At 69.3% G+C, this 19027-nt stretch carries 18 protein-coding genes; 9 read left to right on the forward strand and 9 right to left on the reverse strand.

Annotated elements, in window-relative coordinates; all coding sequences use genetic code 11:
* Positions 1 to 12: 12 nt before the first annotated feature.
* Entirely contained in the window at positions 13 to 1563 is a 1551-nt protein-coding gene (locus LVQ62_RS16465) for an acyl-CoA carboxylase subunit beta (protein ID WP_233763220.1), read from the reverse strand.
* Positions 1560 to 2741: an acyl-CoA dehydrogenase family protein gene (locus tag LVQ62_RS16470; RefSeq protein WP_233763221.1), complete on the reverse strand. Its 1182-nt coding sequence runs from the start codon at positions 2739 to 2741 to the stop codon at positions 1560 to 1562. Before LVQ62_RS16470 ends, LVQ62_RS16465 begins: the two co-directional genes overlap by 4 nt.
* A gap of 89 nt (positions 2742 to 2830) precedes the next feature.
* Here LVQ62_RS16470 and LVQ62_RS16475 point away from each other — a divergent pair, with 89 nt between their 5' ends.
* The 3 genes from LVQ62_RS16475 (at position 2831) to mctP (ending at position 5346) form a co-directional block, all read left to right on the forward strand.
* Positions 2831 to 3271, forward strand: a complete 441-nt coding sequence (locus LVQ62_RS16475) for a MerR family DNA-binding transcriptional regulator (RefSeq protein WP_233763222.1) — start codon at positions 2831 to 2833, stop codon at positions 3269 to 3271.
* Between the two features lie 75 nt (positions 3272 to 3346).
* Entirely contained in the window at positions 3347 to 3622 is a 276-nt protein-coding gene (locus LVQ62_RS16480; protein ID WP_218883544.1) for a DUF3311 domain-containing protein, read from the forward strand.
* Positions 3619 to 5346: a monocarboxylate uptake permease MctP gene (mctP, locus tag LVQ62_RS16485; protein ID WP_370639645.1), complete on the forward strand. Its 1728-nt coding sequence runs from the start codon at positions 3619 to 3621 to the stop codon at positions 5344 to 5346. Before LVQ62_RS16480 ends, mctP begins: the two co-directional genes overlap by 4 nt.
* 28 nt (positions 5347 to 5374) lie before the next feature.
* Here the strand turns inward: mctP and LVQ62_RS16490 are convergent, their stop codons facing one another.
* Entirely contained in the window at positions 5375 to 6697 is a 1323-nt protein-coding gene (locus LVQ62_RS16490; RefSeq protein WP_233763223.1) for an HD-GYP domain-containing protein, read from the reverse strand.
* Complete coding sequence (locus tag LVQ62_RS17640) at positions 6694 to 7515, reverse strand: HD-GYP domain-containing protein (RefSeq protein ID WP_304504468.1); 822 nt, start codon at positions 7513 to 7515, stop codon at positions 6694 to 6696. The genes LVQ62_RS16490 and LVQ62_RS17640 overlap by 4 nt, the downstream gene beginning before the upstream one ends.
* Before the next feature lie 1078 nt (positions 7516 to 8593).
* On the opposite strand from LVQ62_RS17640, the gene LVQ62_RS17940 reads away from it, so the two are divergent.
* Entirely contained in the window at positions 8594 to 8668 is a 75-nt protein-coding gene (locus LVQ62_RS17940) for a 50S ribosomal protein bL37 (protein ID WP_370639715.1), read from the forward strand.
* A 79-nt stretch (positions 8669 to 8747) separates the two neighbouring features.
* Here the strand turns inward: LVQ62_RS17940 and rsrA are convergent, their stop codons facing one another.
* From rsrA to LVQ62_RS16520, 5 genes are all read right to left on the reverse strand, one after another.
* Positions 8748 to 9005, reverse strand: coding sequence for a mycothiol system anti-sigma-R factor (gene rsrA / locus LVQ62_RS16500; RefSeq protein ID WP_233763225.1), 258 nt, complete (start codon positions 9003 to 9005; stop codon positions 8748 to 8750).
* Entirely contained in the window at positions 9002 to 9652 is a 651-nt protein-coding gene (locus LVQ62_RS16505; RefSeq protein WP_179479444.1) for a sigma-70 family RNA polymerase sigma factor, read from the reverse strand. Before LVQ62_RS16505 ends, rsrA begins: the two co-directional genes overlap by 4 nt.
* A gap of 206 nt (positions 9653 to 9858) precedes the next feature.
* Complete coding sequence (gene fgd, locus LVQ62_RS16510; RefSeq protein ID WP_233763227.1) at positions 9859 to 10860, reverse strand: glucose-6-phosphate dehydrogenase (coenzyme-F420); 1002 nt, start codon at positions 10858 to 10860, stop codon at positions 9859 to 9861.
* Between the two features lie 10 nt (positions 10861 to 10870).
* A complete protein-coding gene (locus LVQ62_RS16515) occupies positions 10871 to 11509 on the reverse strand; it encodes an alpha/beta family hydrolase (protein ID WP_233763229.1) in 639 nt (212 codons plus the stop codon).
* 2 nt (positions 11510 to 11511) lie between these two features.
* Positions 11512 to 12366, reverse strand: coding sequence for an SOS response-associated peptidase (locus LVQ62_RS16520; RefSeq protein ID WP_233763231.1), 855 nt, complete (start codon positions 12364 to 12366; stop codon positions 11512 to 11514).
* A 40-nt stretch (positions 12367 to 12406) separates the two neighbouring features.
* Between LVQ62_RS16520 and aroA the strand changes: the two genes are divergently transcribed.
* The 5 genes from aroA to gabT all read left to right on the forward strand — a co-directional run bounded on the left by aroA (position 12407) and on the right by gabT (position 18788).
* A complete protein-coding gene (gene aroA / locus LVQ62_RS16525) occupies positions 12407 to 13708 on the forward strand; it encodes a 3-phosphoshikimate 1-carboxyvinyltransferase (RefSeq protein ID WP_179479437.1) in 1302 nt (433 codons plus the stop codon).
* Positions 13705 to 14799, forward strand: coding sequence for a ribosome small subunit-dependent GTPase A (rsgA, locus tag LVQ62_RS16530; RefSeq protein WP_233763233.1), 1095 nt, complete (start codon positions 13705 to 13707; stop codon positions 14797 to 14799). The genes aroA and rsgA overlap by 4 nt, the downstream gene beginning before the upstream one ends.
* A gap of 2 nt (positions 14800 to 14801) precedes the next feature.
* Entirely contained in the window at positions 14802 to 16571 is a 1770-nt protein-coding gene (locus LVQ62_RS16535; protein ID WP_233763235.1) for an FUSC family protein, read from the forward strand.
* A complete protein-coding gene (hisN, locus tag LVQ62_RS16540) occupies positions 16568 to 17362 on the forward strand; it encodes a histidinol-phosphatase (protein WP_233763237.1) in 795 nt (264 codons plus the stop codon). The genes LVQ62_RS16535 and hisN overlap by 4 nt, the downstream gene beginning before the upstream one ends.
* Before the next feature lie 88 nt (positions 17363 to 17450).
* Positions 17451 to 18788 carry a 4-aminobutyrate--2-oxoglutarate transaminase gene (gene gabT / locus LVQ62_RS16545; protein WP_233763239.1) on the forward strand — a complete coding sequence of 446 codons (1338 nt, stop codon included), beginning with the start codon at positions 17451 to 17453 and terminating at the stop codon, positions 18786 to 18788.
* Positions 18789 to 19027: the final 239 nt, after the last annotated feature.

Raw genomic sequence — 19027 nt, forward strand, 5'->3', positions numbered from 1 at the left:
GGTTGAGGCGGGTCAGACCGGCGGGATGGCCCGCCGCCGCTCGGTGAACGAACGGTCCCGGCGGACGGCGTAGCGCAGGCGGGCGAGCAACTCACCGCGCAGGTCCTCTGCCTCCACCACGCCGTCGACGACGAGGTCCGCCGCGAGGCGCTGGATGTCGACGTCCTCGAGGTACTCCTCGCGCTTCTCGCGCACGAACTGCTCACGCTCGGAGTCGGTTTCGAGCGCGGCGATCTTGCCGGCGTACACGGCGTTGACGGCTGCCTCCGGGCCCATCACGGCGATCCGCGCGGTGGGGAGGGCGAGCGTCGCGTCGGGACCGAATCCCGGTCCGCCCATCGCATAGAGGCCCGCGCCGTACGCCTTGCGCACCACGACGCAGAACTGCGGCACCGTCGCCTCGGACACAGCGGAGACCATCTTGGCGCCGTGCCGGATGATGCCGCCGCGCTCGACCTCCGAGCCGATCATGAAGCCGGGCACGTCGGCCAGGTAGATCAGCGGGATCGAGTACGCGTCGCACGTCCAGATGAAGCGCGCGGCCTTGTCCGCGCTGTCGGTGAAGAGCACGCCGCCCTTCACCGCCGAGTTGTTGGCGACGAAACCGACGGTGCGCCCGTCCATCCGTCCGAACCCGACGACGAGCTCGGGCGCGAAGAGCGGCTTGATCTCGAAGAAGGAGTCCTCGTCCACCAGGCCGTCGATGACGTCGTGCACGTCGAACGGCTGACTCTCGACCTCCGGCACGGTGTCGGAGTCCAGTTGCGCAACAGGGGCTTCCGCGGCGTACGACGGCGGCTCGTCGCGCCAGGTCGAGGGCATGTAAGAGAAGTAGAGCTTCGCCAGCTCGATGGCCTCGGTGTCGTCCTCGACCAGCAGGTCTCCGACTCCGCTGACGGTGCAGTGCATCCGCGCGCCGCCCATCTCCTCCAGCGACACCCGTTCCCCGACGACCATCTCGGCCATCCGCGGGCTGCCCAAGTACATCGAGGCATTGCCCTCGACCATGATCAGCACGTCGGTGAAGCTCGGGATGTAGGCGCCGCCGGCTGCGGACGGCCCGAAGAGGCAGCAGATCTGCGGCACCCGGCCGGACAGCGCGACCTGGTTGTGGAAGATCCGTCCGGCACCGCGCCGGCCCGGGAACAGCTGCACCTGGTCGGTGATCCGGGCGCCTGCGGAGTCGACGAACCAGAAGATCGGCAGTTCCTCGCGCAGCGCCGCCTCGGTGGCCCGCACGATCTTCTCCACCGTCCGGGCGCCCCACGAACCGGCCTTCACGGTCGGGTCGTTGGCCACCACGATAGCGGCGCGCCCGTCGACGGTCCCCCGCCCGGTGACCACGCCGTCGGCGGGCAGGCCCGCCGCGGTCGAGTTCGCGTAGCGCCCGTCCTCGACGAATGAACCCTCGTCGAACAGCAGCGCGATGCGTTCGCGCACATGCAGTTTCGACTGACGATCCAGCTTGGCGCGCGCCGCCTCGGTGGGCTCGGCCGCCGCGTCGTACGCCGCCCGCAGCCGCTTCCGGGCGTCCTGGACGCGCGGGTCGGTGGGGTGCGTCACGCCGGCAGACCCAGGCCGCGGGCGACGACCATGCGCTGCACCTCGGAGGTGCCCTCGCCGATCTCCAGAATCTTCGCGTCGCGGTAGAACCGCGCGACGGGGTACTCCTCCATGAAGCCGTTGCCGCCGAAGATCTGGGTGGCGGTGCGAGTGGCCACGACTGCCGCCTCGGTGGAGTAGAGCTTGGCGATGGCCGCTGCCTGCTTCACCTCGGCGACGGACCGGCGCCCGGCCTCCTGCTCGTCCTTCAGCCAGGCCGCCTTGTAGGTCAGCAGACGGGCCGCCTCCACCGAGGTCGCCAGATCGGCGAGCTGGAAGGACACGCCCTGGTTGACCCCGATCGGGCGGCCGAAGCTGGTGCGCGTCTTGGCGTAGTCCGTCGCCAGCTCCAGGCACGCCTGCGCGCAGCCGAGTGCCAGGGCGGAGATGGCGATCCGGCCGTCGTCCAGGATCTTCAGGAACTGTCGGAAACCCTGTCCCCGCTCCCCCAGCAGGTTCCCCTCCGGCACCACGCAGTCGGCGAAGGTCAGGCCATGGGTGTCGGAGATGTGCCAGCCGAGCTTGTCGTAGGGCTTCTCCGCGGTGAACCCGGAAGTGCCGGACGGCACCATGATCGCGCTGATCTCCGGTCGCCCGTCGGCGGCCGTGCCGGTGCGGGCGGTGACGGTGACGACGCTGGTGCGGTCGGTGCCCGAGTTGGTGATGAACGCCTTGGCGCCGTTGATCGTCCAGGACCCGTCGGCCAGCGTCGCCTTCGTACGGCTCGCGCCCGCATCGGAGCCTGCGTCCGGCTCGGTCAGACCGAAGCCGGCCAGCGTGCGACCGGCGACCAGGTCGGGCAGGAAGGTCTGCTTCTGCTCCTCCGTGCCGTAGCTCAGGATCGGGTTGATGCCGAGGCCCACCCCCGCCGACAGCGTGATGCCGATCGACTGGTCCACCCGGCCCAGTTCCTCGATGGCGAGGCACAGATAGGTGAAGCCGCCGTGCTCGAGCCCGGCGCCGCCGTACTCCTGGGGGACGACCAGACCGAAGAGCCCGAGATCGCCCAGCTGCGGCATGAGGTCGGACGGGAAGTGATGTTCGCGATCCCATCCGGCGACGTGCGGCGCGATCTTGTCGGCCGCGAAGTCGCGGACGGCGTGGCGGAAGTCGTCGTGGTCCTTGGTGAGTTCGAACATCAGGTGCCTCTCGTGAAGGGCGTTCGGCGCGTCGAGCCTGGTCGTCGACGCACTTGACGTTGACGTAAACGTAAAGCACGCTGAGCGCCATGACAACTCGCGAGCGCACGTGGTCGATCGCCGAGCTCGCGACCGAATTCGAGATCACCCACCGGACGTTGCGGCACTACGAGGAGCTCGGCCTGATCTCCCCCGAACGCCGGGGCACCACAAGGGTCTTCAGCAAGCGCGACCGCACCCGCCTGGCCCTCATCATGCGGGGACGACGCCTCGGCTTCCCGCTGGAGGAGATCCGCAGGATCGTCGACATGTACGACGATCAGCCGGGTCGCGTCGGTCAGCTGCAGTACCTGCTCGACCAGATCAGCGACCGACGGGCCGATCTGGAGGCGCGTCGTCGCGACATCGAGGACTCCCTCGCCGAACTGGCCGAGCTGGAGCGCCGCTGCGAGACCGACCTCGCGACGCTCCGGGGCAGCCGCTCCGTCCCGGCCCGGTCCCAGGACACGCCCAGCCGCACCACAGTGTGACCCGGGTCACGCGATAGTTTGCGGGGCAGAGCCGACGGGACCAGGTCCGTCGTGCGCGGCGACAGGAGGTCTCCCGTGTCCCACCAACCGGATTCGCAGGACGGTGCACCTCCCGCCAATCGCCCCTTGCAGGTGTTGGCGGGTGTCCTGCTGGCGATCCCGTGCCTGGCCCTCATCCCGGTCGGCTGGTACTCCCGACGCTCCCCCGAGCTCGGCGGGTTCCCGTTCTTCGTCTGGTACCAGATGCTGTGGGTCTTCCTCTGCGCAGGATTCACCTACTCCGCGTACGTCGTCGTGAAACGCGCACGACCGCACCGTCCGATGGCCCGCAACGAGCGGGGTGACGCATGATCACGCCGCACACCCTCGCCATGGTGCACGCCGCCGCAGACCCGTCGCGCCCCAACACCGGTGTCAACGGCGTCGCCCTCACGGTGCTGATCGTGATCTTCGTGATCGTCGCCGTGATGGGTTTCATGGCAGCGCGCTGGAGGCGCGCGTCCTCGATGGAGAGCCTGGAGGAGTGGGGCCTCGGCGGCCGCTCGTTCGGCACCTGGGTCACCTGGTTCCTGCTCGGCGGCGACCTCTACACGGCGTACACGTTCGTGGCGGTGCCCGCAGCGATGTTCGCGACCGGCGCGGTGGCCGGTTTCTTCGCCGTCCCGTACACGATCGTGGCTTACCCGATCATCTTCTTCTTCATGTCGCGGCTGTGGTCGGTCAGCCACCGACGCGGTTACGTCACCTCGGCCGACTTCGTCCGTGGTCGCTACGGATCGCGCGGACTGTCGCTCGCCATCGCGGTGACCGGTTTCATCGCGACGATGCCCTACATCGCCCTGCAGCTCGTCGGCATCCAGGCCGTCCTGGAAGTGGCCGGGATCGGCGGCAGCGGCAACTGGTTCGCCAAGGACCTGCCGTTGCTGATCGCCTTCGCGGTCCTCGCGGCGTACACCTACACCAGCGGTCTGCGAGCGCCGGCGATCATCGCCTTCGTCAAGGACGCGCTGATCTACCTGGTCATCGTCGTCGCCGTCATCTATCTGCCGACCAAGGTCGGCGGCTGGGGGCACATCTTCGACGCCGCGAACACCAAGATGCAGACCGCGAACAAGGTCACCGGCAAGCCGAACGGCTCGATCCTGGTCGGGCCGAAGCAGCAATGGGCGTACGTGACACTGGCATTCGGATCGGCGCTCGCGCTCTTCATGTATCCCCACTCCATCACCGCGAGCCTGTCGGCCAAGAGCCGCAACACCATCCGGCGCAACGCGGCGATCCTGCCGGCGTACTCCTTCCTGCTGGCACTGCTCGCGCTGCTCGGCTGGGTCGCCATCGCGGCCAAGACCACCCCGATCGGCGCTGACGGCAAGCCCAACGCCCAGCTGGTCATCCCGCAGCTGTTCGAGGACCAGTTCCCGAGCTGGTTCGCCGGCATCGCCTTCGCGGCCATCGCCGTCGGCGCACTGGTGCCCGCGGCCATCATGTCGATCGCGGCGGCCAACACCTTCACCCGCAACATCTACAAGGAATGGCTGCGCCCGGACGCCACCGTGGAGCACGAGGCGAAGGTCTCCAAGATCGCCTCACTGGTGGTCAAGGTCTTCGCGGTCGGCTTCGTCCTCACGATGGACAAGCAGAACGCCATCAACCTGCAGCTGCTCGGCGGCATCTGGATCCTGCAGACGTTGCCGGCCATCGTGTTCGGCCTCTACACCCGCTGGTTCCACCGCTGGGCCCTGCTGATCGGCTGGGCGGTCGCCATGGTCTACGGCACGTGGACGGCGTACGGCGTCGCGAACCCGGCCACCAAGGTGGCGCACTTCGGCGGTTCGACGGCTGACATCCCGATCATCGGCAAGCTCGGCTACATCGCGTTCACGGCGTTGATCATCAACATCGTGGTGTCGGCCGTGCTGACCGTGGTCCTCGGGCGCTTCGTGCCACGCGGCGCCGACGAGACCATCGTGGCCGACTACTTCGCCGACGAGGACGACCCACGGGTCTCCGCCTACGACCCGGTGCCCTACGACGACGCCGATCTCGGTGGAGGCTCCCCCAAGGCCTCGACCTGACACGACCCCTACGCGTCGAAGTCGGCGCTCAGCGCAGGATCCTGCGCACGTCGTCCTGTCGTCCTGACAGATCCTTCAACGCGGTGACGACGGCCGGGTCGTACTCGTATCCGAGGCCGAGCGACAATCGCTCGAACGCCGAGTCCTCCATGATCTCGTTCCCCGAGGTCAGGTCGTCGAATGCGTTGCACACCTTGATGATGCGCGCGGCGACCGGGACGTCCTCGCCCAACTCGCGCACCTGCCGGTACTGGATCGTCTGCGCCTCGATGATGACGGCGAGATCGTCCAGCACTCCGCTGCGTCGCACGATCGAGCCGCCCTCCAGCGCGATGCTCAGCTGGTCCAGCGGGGCGGCCTCGACGGTGGCGCCACCGGGGATCGGTGCGCTGAGCGAGACCTGGCCGATGTCGTGCAGGAGCGCAGCATCCTCGAGCAGCGTCAGTTCCTGCTCGGTCAACCGCATGCATTCACCGACCCGGCGCGCCAGGTCCGCGACCCGGGCCGAGTGACCGGGGCGGGTGTATCCCGCGACGTCCGTCATCGTCGACAACGCGGCGATCGTCTGGCGTCGTTCACGCTGCACGCTGTACGCGCGTCGCAGCGCCGACCGGGCTAGGACGAGCGGCATCACGACCAGAGGCACGGCCCACAGCGACAGTGATTGCAGGCCGATGGCCATCGCGACACCGGTGGACAGAGCGGCACCGTAGATCGGACCCAGGTCGCGCAGCGTCTCGGCGAGGAATGCGCCGATCGTCCGGACCGGGCTGACCAGGAGGCCGATCATGAGCAGCTCCCCGAGGATCGGGAGCAGCGCGGCGACGGTCATCACACAGACCGCCTTCCACCGCTGGGAGTCCCAATCGGAATACATCTCCGCACTGGTGTGACCGCCCCAGAGCGGCAACCACCGGTAGAGCAGCGACATCGCGGAGACGGTCACGACGGGCACCGCGACCGCGACCGACCGGCTGGTGTCGCTCTGCCAGATACGTCGCAGACCGATACCAGCCGCGTATCCGATGGCGGCGCACACGATGACGATGGAGGGCGAGTAGCTCACCGGCGCCTGGTGCGGCCGGCTCGACGCGAGGGCGAGTGCGACCGACGCTGCAGTCGCGAGTGGCGCGACTGCGCGGGCTCGTCCGATCTGCACCGGCAACGCCGACCCGAAGGCGATGGCGACCGTCAGAGTGGCCAGGATCGCGGCGTCCCAGCCGGCTATCCGGGCACCGCCCGCGGCCGTGCTCACGACGCGGACGAAGGCGGCGAACACCAGGACGACCGCGAGAATGACCCACACCAGGCGCAATCGCCACCGCAGGACACCGGGTTGGCGCAACCTCATATGTCCGCCCGGGCAGAGGCGAACATGGCCGACACCCATGGCAGGTGCGGGTCCACCCCGGTGATCGGTTGCGGCGGCTGACGGGCGATCAGGACGCTCAGGGCTTCCACGATCCGTGGCTGGGCGTGCGCCAGAGCCTCCAGGCCGACGGCGTCGAACTGCTGGCCGGCGAGGGGGCGCAATGCGTCGAGACTTCGCTCGGCGACCGATGTGAGCTGCTCCGCGCTCACGTCGGGATCCGCGGCCAGAAGTGCACAGTAGGCGTCGGCGATGGCGAGGATCCGGGCCAGCAACGGGATCTGCTCACCCTCCAGGCCGGAGGGGTAACCGTTGCCGTCCCAACGTTCGTGATGATGCCCTACGGCGACGACGGCGTCCGAGAGGAAGTCGATGCCCTGCAGCATGCGCACTCCCTGTTGCGGGTGGGCCTTGATCCACCGCAACTCCTTGCCGGTCAAGCGCTCGCCCGGGGTGTGCGCGGCCGGTGCGACCAGGCCGATGTCGTGCAGGAGGGCGGCGTACTGCAGGGAGTGCATGAGGGAAGCGGAAAGACGAAGCTCCAGCCCGATCTCCCGAGACACCACGTCCACCCAGGCGCTCCGGCCGTGCAGGATCGGCTGGCTCGCCTGTGCGGCGGCGACCAGGGTCTCGACCGTTCGCAGGTGCGCGTCGTTCTCCTCGGCCTGTAACGCAACGGACCATTGCGCGATAAGGAGGGGGGCGACGATCGGCAGGATGCTGATCGCGCCCAGTTGGCCGATGCCCAGAGCACGGCGAATACGAATGCGATGACCGGATAGATCGGATAGGGAGACCACCCGTTGATCAGCGCCTCGCGCACTGTCACCCCCAGTGACTGGTGCGCTCCGAGCGCGATCATGAGGCTCAGGAAGAAGATATTCAAGGCCAGTTGGACAGCAGTCGCGATGATCATCGGCCCGAGAACGTGCTCGATGAGGGCAGTCGCGCTGGTCGAGGGCCCCAGGTGCGAATAACCCCCACTGCACGAGTATGAGATGGCCCCGCCGACACCACAGATTGCAATGTTCGCCGAGTTAAAAAGACGTGCCACGAACGGAGCATCGGACGTGACCAGTAATGCAGTACTGGAGACCGCGACGATAACGCTTCCGTACATGCCGGACAGAGGAAGCGCGGTCAACACAACCACTGTTGTTAACGACAGCGTGTGGCCACCACGTATGCGGCCCAGGTTGGACTCTGCGATAACACCGATCACCGCAAGAGAAACTGTGGGAGTCCAACTCGGATACCGAACGATCTCAAGTGGCAGAAAGCCTGCGGCAACAATTATCAAAACAGCGAACGACAGTAACGCAGCGATCAACACCCATTGGCTACGAATGAGCCTTGGTCCACGATCTGCCACGCTTGCCCCTTGCAGTTGCTTCGCCGACTCAAAAGAGGTAGCTACGAAACGAAGCTAGCGCTGCTAAAGGTGGGAAGATTCCCAAATTGAGATCAACGCGGCAACCAACCATTGAAGGACGTCACGCGCGGGAGCCAGCCGTTGAAGGAAGAGGTGGCGGTGGTGGCGGAAGTGGTGGAAGTAAGCATTATGAATTCCTTCTTTCGGCCCGTTGGGCTGTGGTATGAGTGCCGTAGGTTCCCGGCTTCGAGCCTGTGTCTCGGCCCGCTGAGGAAGACCTTGTCAAAAGAGGGGGTAAAAAGTCCACCTTCAAACGGTATGGTTTGCCAAGATTTGGCAATATTTACCGGCCCTTGACCAAGCCTTTCGACGGTCAACACCGAACAGGCCCGAATCGGCCGTCGGGATGGTGTGGTCGGGACGGTGGGGCCGGCGCGCTACTCTAGGACCCGCATTCGATCGACCAACGCAGCCGTTCCGAGGCCGCCGGTCAGCAGGAGGACCTCATGAGCAAGCGCGCACGCAAGCGTCGTTCCCGCAAGGGCAAGTCGGCCAACCACGGCAAGAAGCCCAACGCCTGACGCTTCACCGACCACAACGACGAAGGCCCGCACCCCCCGAGGGGATGCGGGCCTTCGTCGTCGGGTGGGAGGGAGGATCTCAGCTGCGGTGCACACGCACCTCGGTCACCGTGACGGTGATCTGGGTGAGGATCTGCGCGCGCAGGGTCGCCGGCGCGGGCTCGGAGGTGCACGACCGGCGTACGAGAGCCTTGAGGATCGCGTCGCGCTCGTACTCCTGCAGGCAGGGCGGGCAGTCCTGCAGGTGTGCCTGGAGCTCGGCGCACTCGGCCTCGCTCAGCTCGCCGTCGAGATACGTGTAGAGTTGGCTGATGTAGGCGTCGCATCCATCGCTCATGACCGCGCCTCCTCACGGATGAAGCCTCGCTCGGTGGCGTAATCGGTCAATAGTTCGCGAAGCATTCGCCGGCCACGGTGCAATCTGGACATTACCGTGCCGATCGGCGTCTCCATGATCTCGGCAATCTCTTTGTACGCGAAACCCTCGACGTCCGCGAGATAGACGGCCATCCGGAAATCCTCCGGAATCTCCTGCAGCGCACGTTTGACGTCGGAATCCGGAAGGTGATCGAGCGCCTCGGTCTCCGCCGATCGCAATCCCGCCGAACTGTGCGACGCGGCGCGCGCCAGCTGATAGTCCTCGATCTCGGCCGCGTCGGACTGCAGGGGCTGCCGCTGCTTCTTGCGGTAGCTGTTGATGTAGCTGTTCGTCAGAATTCGGTACAGCCAGGCCTTGAGGTTGGTGCCCGGCTTGTACTGGTGGAATGCGGCGAACGCCTTGGCGAACGTCTCCTGCACCAGGTCCTCGGCGTCGGTCGGGTTGCGCGTGGTGCGCAGCGCCGCGCTGTAGAGCTGATCCAGGTAGGGCATGGCGTCTCGCTCGAACCGGGCGGCGCGCTCGGCGTCGGTCTCGGTGGAGACGTCGACATTGCCGTCGTCGGTGTTCACCCGCTCCTGGGCAGCCACGGTGTCGTTGTCACTCATCGCCCGCCAGCCTAGCCCGACGGCAGGAGGCGCGTCGGCGGGGCGCAGGGCCGCCGGGAGGGGGACACCGCGCGGACGGGCACCCGGGCGCTGGACCTCGCCGGCCGGCGCTTCTGACAGGGCGAACACGCTGTCTCCTCACGAGGGGTACGACGGACTATGACGCTCGTTCCAACAGGGTCACGTCGCATCACATTCCCCGCGGGTCACAGTTCATGCAGCGCCGGCAGCACGTCCTCGGCGAACTGGGACAGGAACCGGCGCTGGTCCGACCCCGGTGCGTGCACGACGAAGTGGGTGAAGCCCAGCTCGGCGTACGGCGCGATCCCGTCGAGCACCGTCTGCGGGTCCGACGCGACGATCCAGCGGCTGGCGATCTGCTCGATCGGCAGCTCGTCGGCCGCGCGCTCCATCTCGATCGGGTCGTGCAGCGAGTTCTTCTGCTCGGCCGTCAGGGCGAGCGGAGCCCAGAACCGGGTGTTCTCCAGCGCCTTCTCCGGGTCGCGGTCGTAGGAGATCTTCACCTCGAGCAGCTGCTCAGTGTCCCCGGGCTCCTTGTGCGCGAGCGACATCCCCTCCCGGATGGCGGGTACCAGCTTGTCCTCGTAGAGCTCGCGACCCTTGCCCGAGGTCACGATCACGCCGTCGCCCATCCGGCCGGCGTACTTGGCCATGGTGGGCCCGCCCGCCGCGACGTAGACGGGGATCGGAGTGTCCGGGCGGTCGTAGATCGTGGCGTCGCTGGTGCGGTAGTAGTCCCCTTCGAAGGTGACCCGGTCCTTGGTCCACAGCTGGCGCATCAACCGCACCGACTCCCGCAGCCGGGCGAAGCGCTCCTTGAAGTCCGGCCAGCCGTCCAGTCCGACGGCGACCTCGTTCAGCGCCTCCCCGCTGCCGACGCCGAGGATGACCCGACCCGGGTAGAGGCACCCCATGGTGGCGAACGTCTGGGCCAGCACGGCCGGGTTGTAGCGGAAGCTCGGGGTGAGCACGGAGGTGCCGAGCACGATGCGCTCGGTGCGCGCCCCTGCGGCCGCCATCCAGGTCAGCGCGTGCGGGGCGTGGCCGCCCTCGTGACGCCAGGGCTGGAAGTGGTCGGACGCGAACGCGCTGTCCAGCCCCGCTTCCTCCGCCGCCACTGCCAGGTCCACCAGCTCGGTGGGGCCGAACTGCTCGGCCGATGCCTTGTACCCGATACGAAGTGCCATGCGTTCGACGCTACTGCGTCAGCGTGCCCAGCCACCGGTCGGCCGCGACGAGCACATCCTCCGAGTGCCTGCCGAGGCTGTGGTCACCGCGGACGGCGTACACCGCGACCGCCTCGCCCAACGCGCGGCATACGTCGTCGGGGGTGCCGAAGGGATCGCGCAGACCCTGTACGACGGCCAGCGGCAGCCCGGCGTCCAGCACCAGCCGGGCCTCGTGGTCCCGGCTCGGCCCGCCCGACGGAGGCACAAGTGGGAAGGACAGGGCGAGGACGGCGTCCGCGCCGACCTCGGCGGCCGTGCGGCACGCGACCCGTGCGCCGGCGGACCGCCCGCCGACGACCAGGGGCCGGGGCAGCGCCCACCGGCCACGACACAGCGCGGCGAGGACGGGCACCCACGCGGCGTCCAGCGTTCGCGGTGGCGTCGCGACGCGCCGACCGGCCACCCGCCACGGCTGCTCCACCCGCACGTAGGTCCATCCGTCGTCCACCAGCGCCCGCAGCGCCACCAGGTCGCCCGCCTGCACTCCCCCGCCCGCGCCGTGCGACAACACCAGCGAGCCGCGGAGAGACGCCCCCCGAGCCGGGCGTTCGACATGCACCCGCGCGGGCCCCTGCGGGGTGTCGATCTCCCTCACCGACAGCGTCATGCTCAGTCCTCGACGGGGCCGAGCACCTGGCCGGTGCTGGGGTCCACGACACCGACCAGCTCGCTCTCCGGCGCAGGGTCGAGCAGGTGGGCGCCGTTGTTGCGGCCCGAGCTGACCGCCGCACCCACCGGCCACGCCTCGAACCGGCCGGGGTCGTGATCCGCCAGCGTCGCGCGCACGAAATCCGGGTCCCGCTGGGCCGGGTCCAACCAGTCCTGCCACACGTCGCGGTCGAGCACGAACGGCTGCCGCTCGTGAATGCGGTCCAGGCCCTCCTCGGCGCCGGTGGTGATGATCGAGAACGACGCCACCCACGCCGAGGGGTCGTCGTCGTCGGCCAGGCTGCGGTCCCGCCAAAACTCGTACACCCCGGCGAAGGCCAGCAGGTCCTCGTCCGCGCGGTGCACGAAGAAGGGCTGCTTGCGCGGCTTGCCGCCCTTGGTGGTCGCGGTCGGGCTGACCTGCCACTCGTACCACCCGGCGGCCGGGACGAGGCACCGCCGCGCGACGGCCGCCTTGGCGAACGCGCCCTTGTCGAGCAGGGTCTCGGCGCGGGCGTTGATCATCCGGATGCCGACCTTGGTGTCCTTGGCCCAGCTCGGCACCAGCCCCCAGGTGAGCAGGCGCAACTGGCGGACCGCCCGCTCCTCGCCGGAGCCCTTCTCCGAGCGGTCGGGCCGGGTGAGCACGACCGGTGCCTGCTTGGTCGGCGCCATGTTCCAGTCGGGCGCCCCGGCGGGCGGTTCCTGCGGGTTGACCAGGACCGAGCGCGTCGCGTCGGCCGTCCGGTCCAGCTCGATCTCCATCTGGTCGACCAGATCGTCGGGGTTGAACGTCGCGGCGTAGCGTCCACACATGGGGGCGAGCGTAGGCCGCGCGCCGATACCGTAGGTCCCGATGAGCAACCCTCCCCTGGATCCGCACGACTGGCAGGCGCCGCACGCGGCCGGCCCGATCGATGCCGACATCACGGTGCCCGGCAGCAAGTCCCTCACCAACAGGTACTTGGTGCTCGCCGCGCTCGCTGCCGACACCTCGCGGTTGCGGCTGCCGCTGGAGTCGCGCGACACACTCCTGATGGCCGATGCGCTGCGTGCGCTCGGCACCCGCATCGCCCATGAGGACGCCGAGACGCTGCGGATCGATCCCGCGCCACTGCAGGGGCCCGCGCAGATCGACTGCGGCCTGGCGGGCACCGTGATGCGGTTCCTGCCACCCGTGGCCGCACTGGCGCGCGGCCGGGTGCACTTCGACGGTGACGAGGGTGCGCGCCGCCGGCCGATGGGTCCGGTGCTGGACGCGCTGCGAGCGCTCGGTGTGCCCGTGGAGGGTGACGGGCTGCCGTTCTCGATCGAGGGGTCAGGACGAGTGGCCGGCGGCACCGTGCATCTGGACGCTTCCGGTTCCTCCCAGTTCGTCTCGGCGTTGCTGCTGGCCGGTGCCCGGTACGACGACGGGGTGACCGTCGTGCACGACGGGAAGCCGGTGCCGTCACTGCCGCACATCGAGATGACGGTCGAGGTGCTGCGCGACGCCGGCGTCATCGTCGACGACAGCGACGCGAACCAGTGGCGGGTCGAGCCGTCGGAGATCTTCGCGCTCGACGTCGACGTGGAGCCCGACCTGTCCAACGCGGCGCCGTTCCTCGCCGCGGCGTTGGTCGCCGGCGGCGAGGTGCGGGTGCCTGCCTGGCCGCACACGACGACCCAGGCCGGTGACCAGATCCGCGACATCCTGGACATGATGGGCGCCGAGGTGCGCCTGGACCGTGACGGGCTGTCGGTGCGCGGCGACGGCCAGATCGGCTCTCTCGACGTCGACCTGCACGACGTCGGCGAACTCACCCCGGTCATCGCCGCGCTGGCCGCGATGGCGGACGCGCCGTCGCACCTGCACGGCATCGCTCACCTGCGCGGCCACGAGACCGACCGGCTCGCGGCACTGGCCACCGAGCTGAGTCGCCTCGGCAGCGAGGTCACCGAGACCGACGACGGCCTGATCGTGCGCCCGCGAGCGTTGTCGCCCGACGTCTTCCACACCTACGCCGACCACCGGATGGCGATGGCCGGCGCCGTCCTCGGCCTCCGGGTGCCGGGACTGGTGGTCCAGGACATCGGCACCGTGGCCAAGACCCTGCCCACCTTCACGACGTTGTGGGACTCGATGCTGCGTGGCGCGGACCGGGTCGGCACCCGGTGAGCAGACAGCGCGAGTACGACGAGAGCGACGTCCGGGTGCGCCCGGGGCGTCGCGGCTCGCGGCCGCGCACCAAGGAGCGTCCGGCGCATGCCGACGCTGTGATCGGACTGGTCATCGGGGTCGACCGCGGACGATGGACCTGCCTGGTGCAGGACCGGCCGGTGATCGCGATGCGCGCCCGCGAGCTCGGCCGCAAGAGCGTGGTCGTGGGCGACCGGGTGGGCCTGGTGGGCGACACCACCGGCGATCCGGGCAGCCTGGCGCGGATCGTGCGCATCGAGCCGCGGACGAGCCTGCTGCGCCGTACCGCGGAGGACGACTCGGACAAGATCGAGCGGGTCATCGTGGCCAACGCCGACCAGCTCGCGATCGTGACCGCGCTGGCCGATCCGGAGCCGCGGCCGCGGATGGTCGACCGATGCCTCGTCGCGGCGTACGACGCGGGGATGGACCCGCTGCTGGTCCTCACCAAGTCCGACCTGCGCGACCCGGCCCAGTTCCTGCAGGACTACGTCTCGCTCGATGTGCCGTACGTCGTGACGACGTCTGTGAGCGGCGCCGAGGAGGGCGACGGAACCGACGGGCTGGCCGACCTGCGCGCCCGCCTGCAGGACCGGATGACCGTGCTCGTCGGACACTCCGGTGTCGGCAAGTCCACCCTCGTCAACGCGCTCGTGCCCCACGCCGGCCGGGCGATCGGCATCGTCAACGCCGTGACCGGCCGGGGACGGCACACCTCCACCTCGGCAGTGGCACTCCCCCTCGCCGACGGCGGCTGGGTCATCGACACCCCGGGCGTGCGGTCCTTCGGCCTGGCGCACGTCGACCTGGACCGGATCATCGACCACTTCCCCGACCTGGCCGCGGGCACGGACGAGTGCCCGCGCGGTTGCACCCACGACGAGCCGGAGTGCGGGCTGGACGCGTGGGTCGCGAACGGCAATGCCGGCCCGGCGGGCCCGTCGCGGTTGGAGTCGCTGCGCAGGCTGCTGCGCTCGCGTGCCGGCACCTCCGACGAGCACAGCGCTGTCCACGACCAGCCGGACGAACCCGGTGCACCACCCCTCGTGTCCGACCCCGCCGGGGACTGACCGTGGCGACCTGGGGTGTGCCGGAGACCGTCAGCCGGCAGGTGCTCACCTTCACGGAGATCAAACCGGTCGAGCCCGGTCGCTGGAAGTTCGCCCTCGAGGCGACGTTCCTGGCCGCCGTCTCGCTCACGGTCATCAGCCTGGTGCTCTCCCCGTCGCTGGCGATCATCGGTCTCACCGGCGCGTTCCTCGCGACCATCGCACGCTCCCGGCCCTGGCGTGAGCGGCTGATCATCCTGTCGACGATGTACGTCGGTTACCTCGCGTCGGTGACCCTCGGGGCGCTCACCGGGTCGCGCCCGTGGCTGCTCACGATCGTGCTGGTCCTGATCTCGCTGGTCGTCGTGTTGGCCTACAACGCACTGGTCAACGAGCAGCCCGGACCGATGTTCCTGATCATGGGCGCGGCCATCGCGTCCTACCTGCCGACCGTGCACGTCCCTGTCCACACGGTGATCGAGATCAACGCCCTGGGCACCGGGAGCGCCTGCGCCGTATCGCTGCTGATCCAGATCGCCAGGCGGGACACGACTGTCCACGACGCCGTCGACGACGCCCAGGAGGCCGTGCACGCCTACACCGAGACGGTCCCCGACCAGGGTGATCCCGCCGAGCGTGGCCTGCTGCGCGACCGGGCGTACGCCGCCGTCTTCCGCGCCAGCACCGTGCTGGAGGCGGCCGTCGGGTCGAAGCCGCGCAGCCGCCGCTGGTCCCAGGACAACCTGCGGCTACGGCAGTTGCACGCCGACCTGGTCCGCCGCATCTCCCTGGCCGGGCTGCACGCCGCGCCGGTCGCTGCGGACGAGATGGAGGGCCAGCGGTACCTGGGGTCGCCGTCGTTCGCCTACCTGCTGCGCTGGGGCCTGTCCCAGCGGTCGCTGCCCTGGCTCGCCGCCCGCCGGCTCGCGGCCGCGGTGCTGCTCACCTGTGCCGTGTCGTACGGGCTGCACCTCGGGCATCCGTACTGGGCCGTGCTCACCACCGCGCTGATCATCACCGTGGGGGCCGACCGCCTGTCGCTGACCCACCGCGCGCTGCACCGGCTCGCCGGGACCCTCGCCGGGGTGCTGGTCTTCTTCGCGCTGCACGCGCTGCACGTGCGCGGCCTGCTGCTGCTCGGCGTCGCGCTGCTGCTGGTCTTCCTGATGCAGATAGTCGTGGTGCGCAACTACGCGCTCGGCGGCATCTTCATCACGCCGATGGCGCTGCTCATCTCCACCGCGGACAACCCCTACCAGCCGGTCGGGCACATCGCCGGGCTGCGCATCCTCGACACGGCCGTGGGCGCGGCCTCGTCGTTGATCGTCATCTGGGTGAGCAGCCGGGGCACTCCGGTCATCCTCGTCCGACGCCAGTACCGCCGTGCGCTGCGGGCGCTCGAACGGGTGCTGGTGATGCTGGCGGACGGCGAGCAGTCGACGCCGGCAGGCTTCGAGGCGCGCCGTGACCTGTCCTTCGAACAGTTGCAGTGCGCGCAGGTGCTACAGATCGCCCAGGTGGACCTGCCCCTCACGCTCGGCAGCTGGGGCGAGCTGGAAGCGGCCCTCAACAAGCTGTCGTACACCGTCCTTGCGGCCTGCTGGACGGTCGATCCGCCGGCGTCTCTGCACGCGGACGCGATGGCCGCCCGGCTGCAGCGCATCCTGTTCAAACTGCCTCCGGTCAGCCGCACCCTCGTCGACGCGCACGAGCTCGCGAAGGATCTGCACGACGTACTGCGCATCGGGATGGCGCGCGATCGAGCGGCCTCCGCGGATACGGTCTCGGGATGATCCCACCCGGCGACCGCGTCTACGACGACGACGTACGGATCGCGCACGTCCTCGCCGACGCGGTCGAGCCCACCACGACAGGGCGCTTCCGCGCCGACGACCTGTCGGTCTCGACCAAGCCCGATCTCACGCCGGTCACCGAGGCCGACCTCTTCGCCGAGCGCACCATCCGCGCCCAGCTCTCCCGCGCCCGCCCCCGCGACAGCGTGAAGGGCGAGGAGTTCGGCGTCACCGGCACCGGCGAGCGCCAGTGGGTCATCGACCCCATCGACGGCACCAAGAACTTCGTACGCGGCGTGCCCGTCTGGGCGACCCTCATCGGGCTCATCGATGCCGGCGAACCGGTCGTCGGACTCGTCTCCGCGCCCGCGCTCGGGCGGCGCTGGTGGGCCGGGCGCGGCACCGGAGCCTGGACCGGGCGTTCGCTGTCCAGCGCGAAACCCATTGCGGTGTCGGGTGTCTCGAAGCTCTCCGATGCGTCCTTCTCCTACTCCAGCCTCAGCGGCTGGCGGGAGCGGGACCGTCTGGACGCCGTCGTCATGCTGATGGACGAGTGCTGGCGCACCCGCGCGTACGGCGACTTCTGGTCCTACATGCTGGTGGCCGAGGGCGCGGTCGACATCGCCGCCGAGCCGGACCTGGAGGACTACGACATGGCCGCGCTGGTGCCCATCGTCACCGAGGCCGGCGGGCGCTTCACCGGCCTCGACGGGCGCGACGGTTGTTGGAGCGGGAACGCCGTGGCCACCAACGGATTGCTGCACGACGAGGTGCTCGCGCGCCTCAGCTGATCTGTGTTTCGATATCGAATGATCGCGGTGGCACACTTCTACCGGGACGATGTCGTCGTCGTTCCGGAGCCGTCCTGAAGGAGTACCCATGTCCGTCGTCGAGCACACCGAGCTGGCCCAGCGGCGCGAGCTGCGCACCGAGCTGCCCGGACCCAAGTCACGAGCCCTGGCCGATCGTCGGGCGGCGGTCGTCGCGTCCGGTGTCGCCTCGACGATGCCCGTCTACGTTGCCCGTGCGGGTGGCGGGGTCATCGAGGACGTCGACGGCAACACCCTCATCGACCTCGGGTCGGGCATCGCGGTGACGGGCGTCGGCAACTCCGACGCCCGCGTCGTCGCCGGCGTCCAGGAGCAGGTCGCCGACTTCACGCACACCTGCTTCATGATCAGCCCGTACGAGGAGTACGTCGCCGTCGCCGAGAAGCTGGCAGAGCTGACTCCCGGCGACCACGCCAAGAAGTCGGCGCTCTTCAACTCAGGCGCCGAGGCCGTCGAGAACGCGATCAAGGTCGCGCGCTACGCCACCGGCCGCACCGCGGTGGTCGCGGTCGACCACGCCTACCACGGGCGTACCAACCTGACGATGGCCCTGACCGCGAAGGCGATGCCCTACAAGCTGGGCTTCGGCCCCTTCGCCTCCGACATCTACCGGGTGCCGACGTCCTACCCGTTCCGCGACCCCGACGGCATGACGGGCGAGCAGGCCGCGCAGCGCGCGATCGCCGCCGCTGAGAAGACCATCGGTGCCGACCAGATCGCCGCCGTCATCATCGAACCGATCCAGGGCGAGGGCGGTTTCATCGTCCCCGCGCCCGGCTTCCTGTCCGCGATGGCGAACTGGTGCACGGCGAACGGCATCGTCTTCATCGCCGATGAGGTGCAGAGCGGTTTCGCGCGCACCGGCTCCTGGTTCGCCAGCGATCACGAGGGCGTCGTACCGGATCTGGTCACCACGGCCAAGGGCATCGCCGGCGGGCTGCCGCTCGCCGCGGTCACCGGTCGGGCCGAGCTCATGGACGCCGTGCACGCGGGCGGCCTCGGCGGCACGTACGGCGGCAACCCCGTCGCCTGCGCTGCGGCACTCGGCGCCATCGAGACCATGGCCGCCGACGGCCTGCTCGAGCGCGCCATGCACATCGAAGACCTGGTGAAGGCTCGGCTGCGCATCCTCGCCGAGACGACGCCGGAGATCGGCGACATCCGTGGCCGGGGCGCGATGCTGGCCATCGAGATCGTCAAGCCGGGCACGAAGGAACCGGACGTCGCGCGCACCGCCGCCGTGGCGAAGAAGTGCCACGAGCAGGGCGTCGTCATCCTTACCTGCGGCACCTACGGCAACGTGATCCGGCTGCTGCCGCCGCTGGTGATCTCCGACGAGTTGCTGGGCGAGGGCCTGGACGTGCTGACGGAGGCCTTCGCCTCCTAAGGCCCGCACCTCGCTGTCGGGCCGCTCGCCCGTCCGCGGAGAGGGTGGGTTCTCGGCACCGCGGACACTTACCTGCAGCGGCACAGGCGGCGAGGGTGGGTTCTCGGCACCGCGGACACTTACCTGCAGCGGCTTCCGGGCCCCCGGTCCTCCGCGTCGGTCCGGGTGGTCGAGCTTCCACACGCCCGTGGACTAGGGTCGGCAGAACGATGCGCCGCTGCGGCGCAACGATGCGAGTT

It is taken from the genome of Allobranchiibius sp. GilTou73 (genome assembly GCF_021391335.1).
In the GTDB taxonomy this organism is placed as follows: Bacteria; Actinomycetota; Actinomycetes; order Actinomycetales; family Dermatophilaceae; genus Allobranchiibius; species Allobranchiibius huperziae.

Bases quoted from the DNA above. Each gene is read 5' to 3' on its own strand.
- fgd (WP_233763227.1), bottom strand. From the start codon at position 10,860: ATGGCACTTCGTATCGGGTACAAGGCATCGGCCGAGCAGTTCGGCCCC.
- LVQ62_RS16515 (WP_233763229.1), bottom strand. From the start codon at position 11,509: ATGACGCTGTCGGTGAGGGAGATCGACACCCCGCAGGGGCCCGCGCGG.
- LVQ62_RS16475 (WP_233763222.1), top strand. From the start codon at position 2,831: ATGACAACTCGCGAGCGCACGTGGTCGATCGCCGAGCTCGCGACCGAA.
- gabT (WP_233763239.1), top strand. From the start codon at position 17,451: ATGTCCGTCGTCGAGCACACCGAGCTGGCCCAGCGGCGCGAGCTGCGC.
- LVQ62_RS16490 (WP_233763223.1), bottom strand. From the start codon at position 6,697: ATGAGGTTGCGCCAACCCGGTGTCCTGCGGTGGCGATTGCGCCTGGTG.
- LVQ62_RS16505 (WP_179479444.1), bottom strand. From the start codon at position 9,652: ATGAGTGACAACGACACCGTGGCTGCCCAGGAGCGGGTGAACACCGAC.
- mctP (WP_370639645.1), top strand. From the start codon at position 3,619: ATGATCACGCCGCACACCCTCGCCATGGTGCACGCCGCCGCAGACCCG.
- hisN (WP_233763237.1), top strand. From the start codon at position 16,568: ATGATCCCACCCGGCGACCGCGTCTACGACGACGACGTACGGATCGCG.
- rsrA (WP_233763225.1), bottom strand. From the start codon at position 9,005: ATGAGCGATGGATGCGACGCCTACATCAGCCAACTCTACACGTATCTC.
- LVQ62_RS16470 (WP_233763221.1), bottom strand. From the start codon at position 2,741: ATGTTCGAACTCACCAAGGACCACGACGACTTCCGCCACGCCGTCCGC.
- aroA (WP_179479437.1), top strand. From the start codon at position 12,407: ATGAGCAACCCTCCCCTGGATCCGCACGACTGGCAGGCGCCGCACGCG.
- LVQ62_RS16520 (WP_233763231.1), bottom strand. From the start codon at position 12,366: ATGTGTGGACGCTACGCCGCGACGTTCAACCCCGACGATCTGGTCGAC.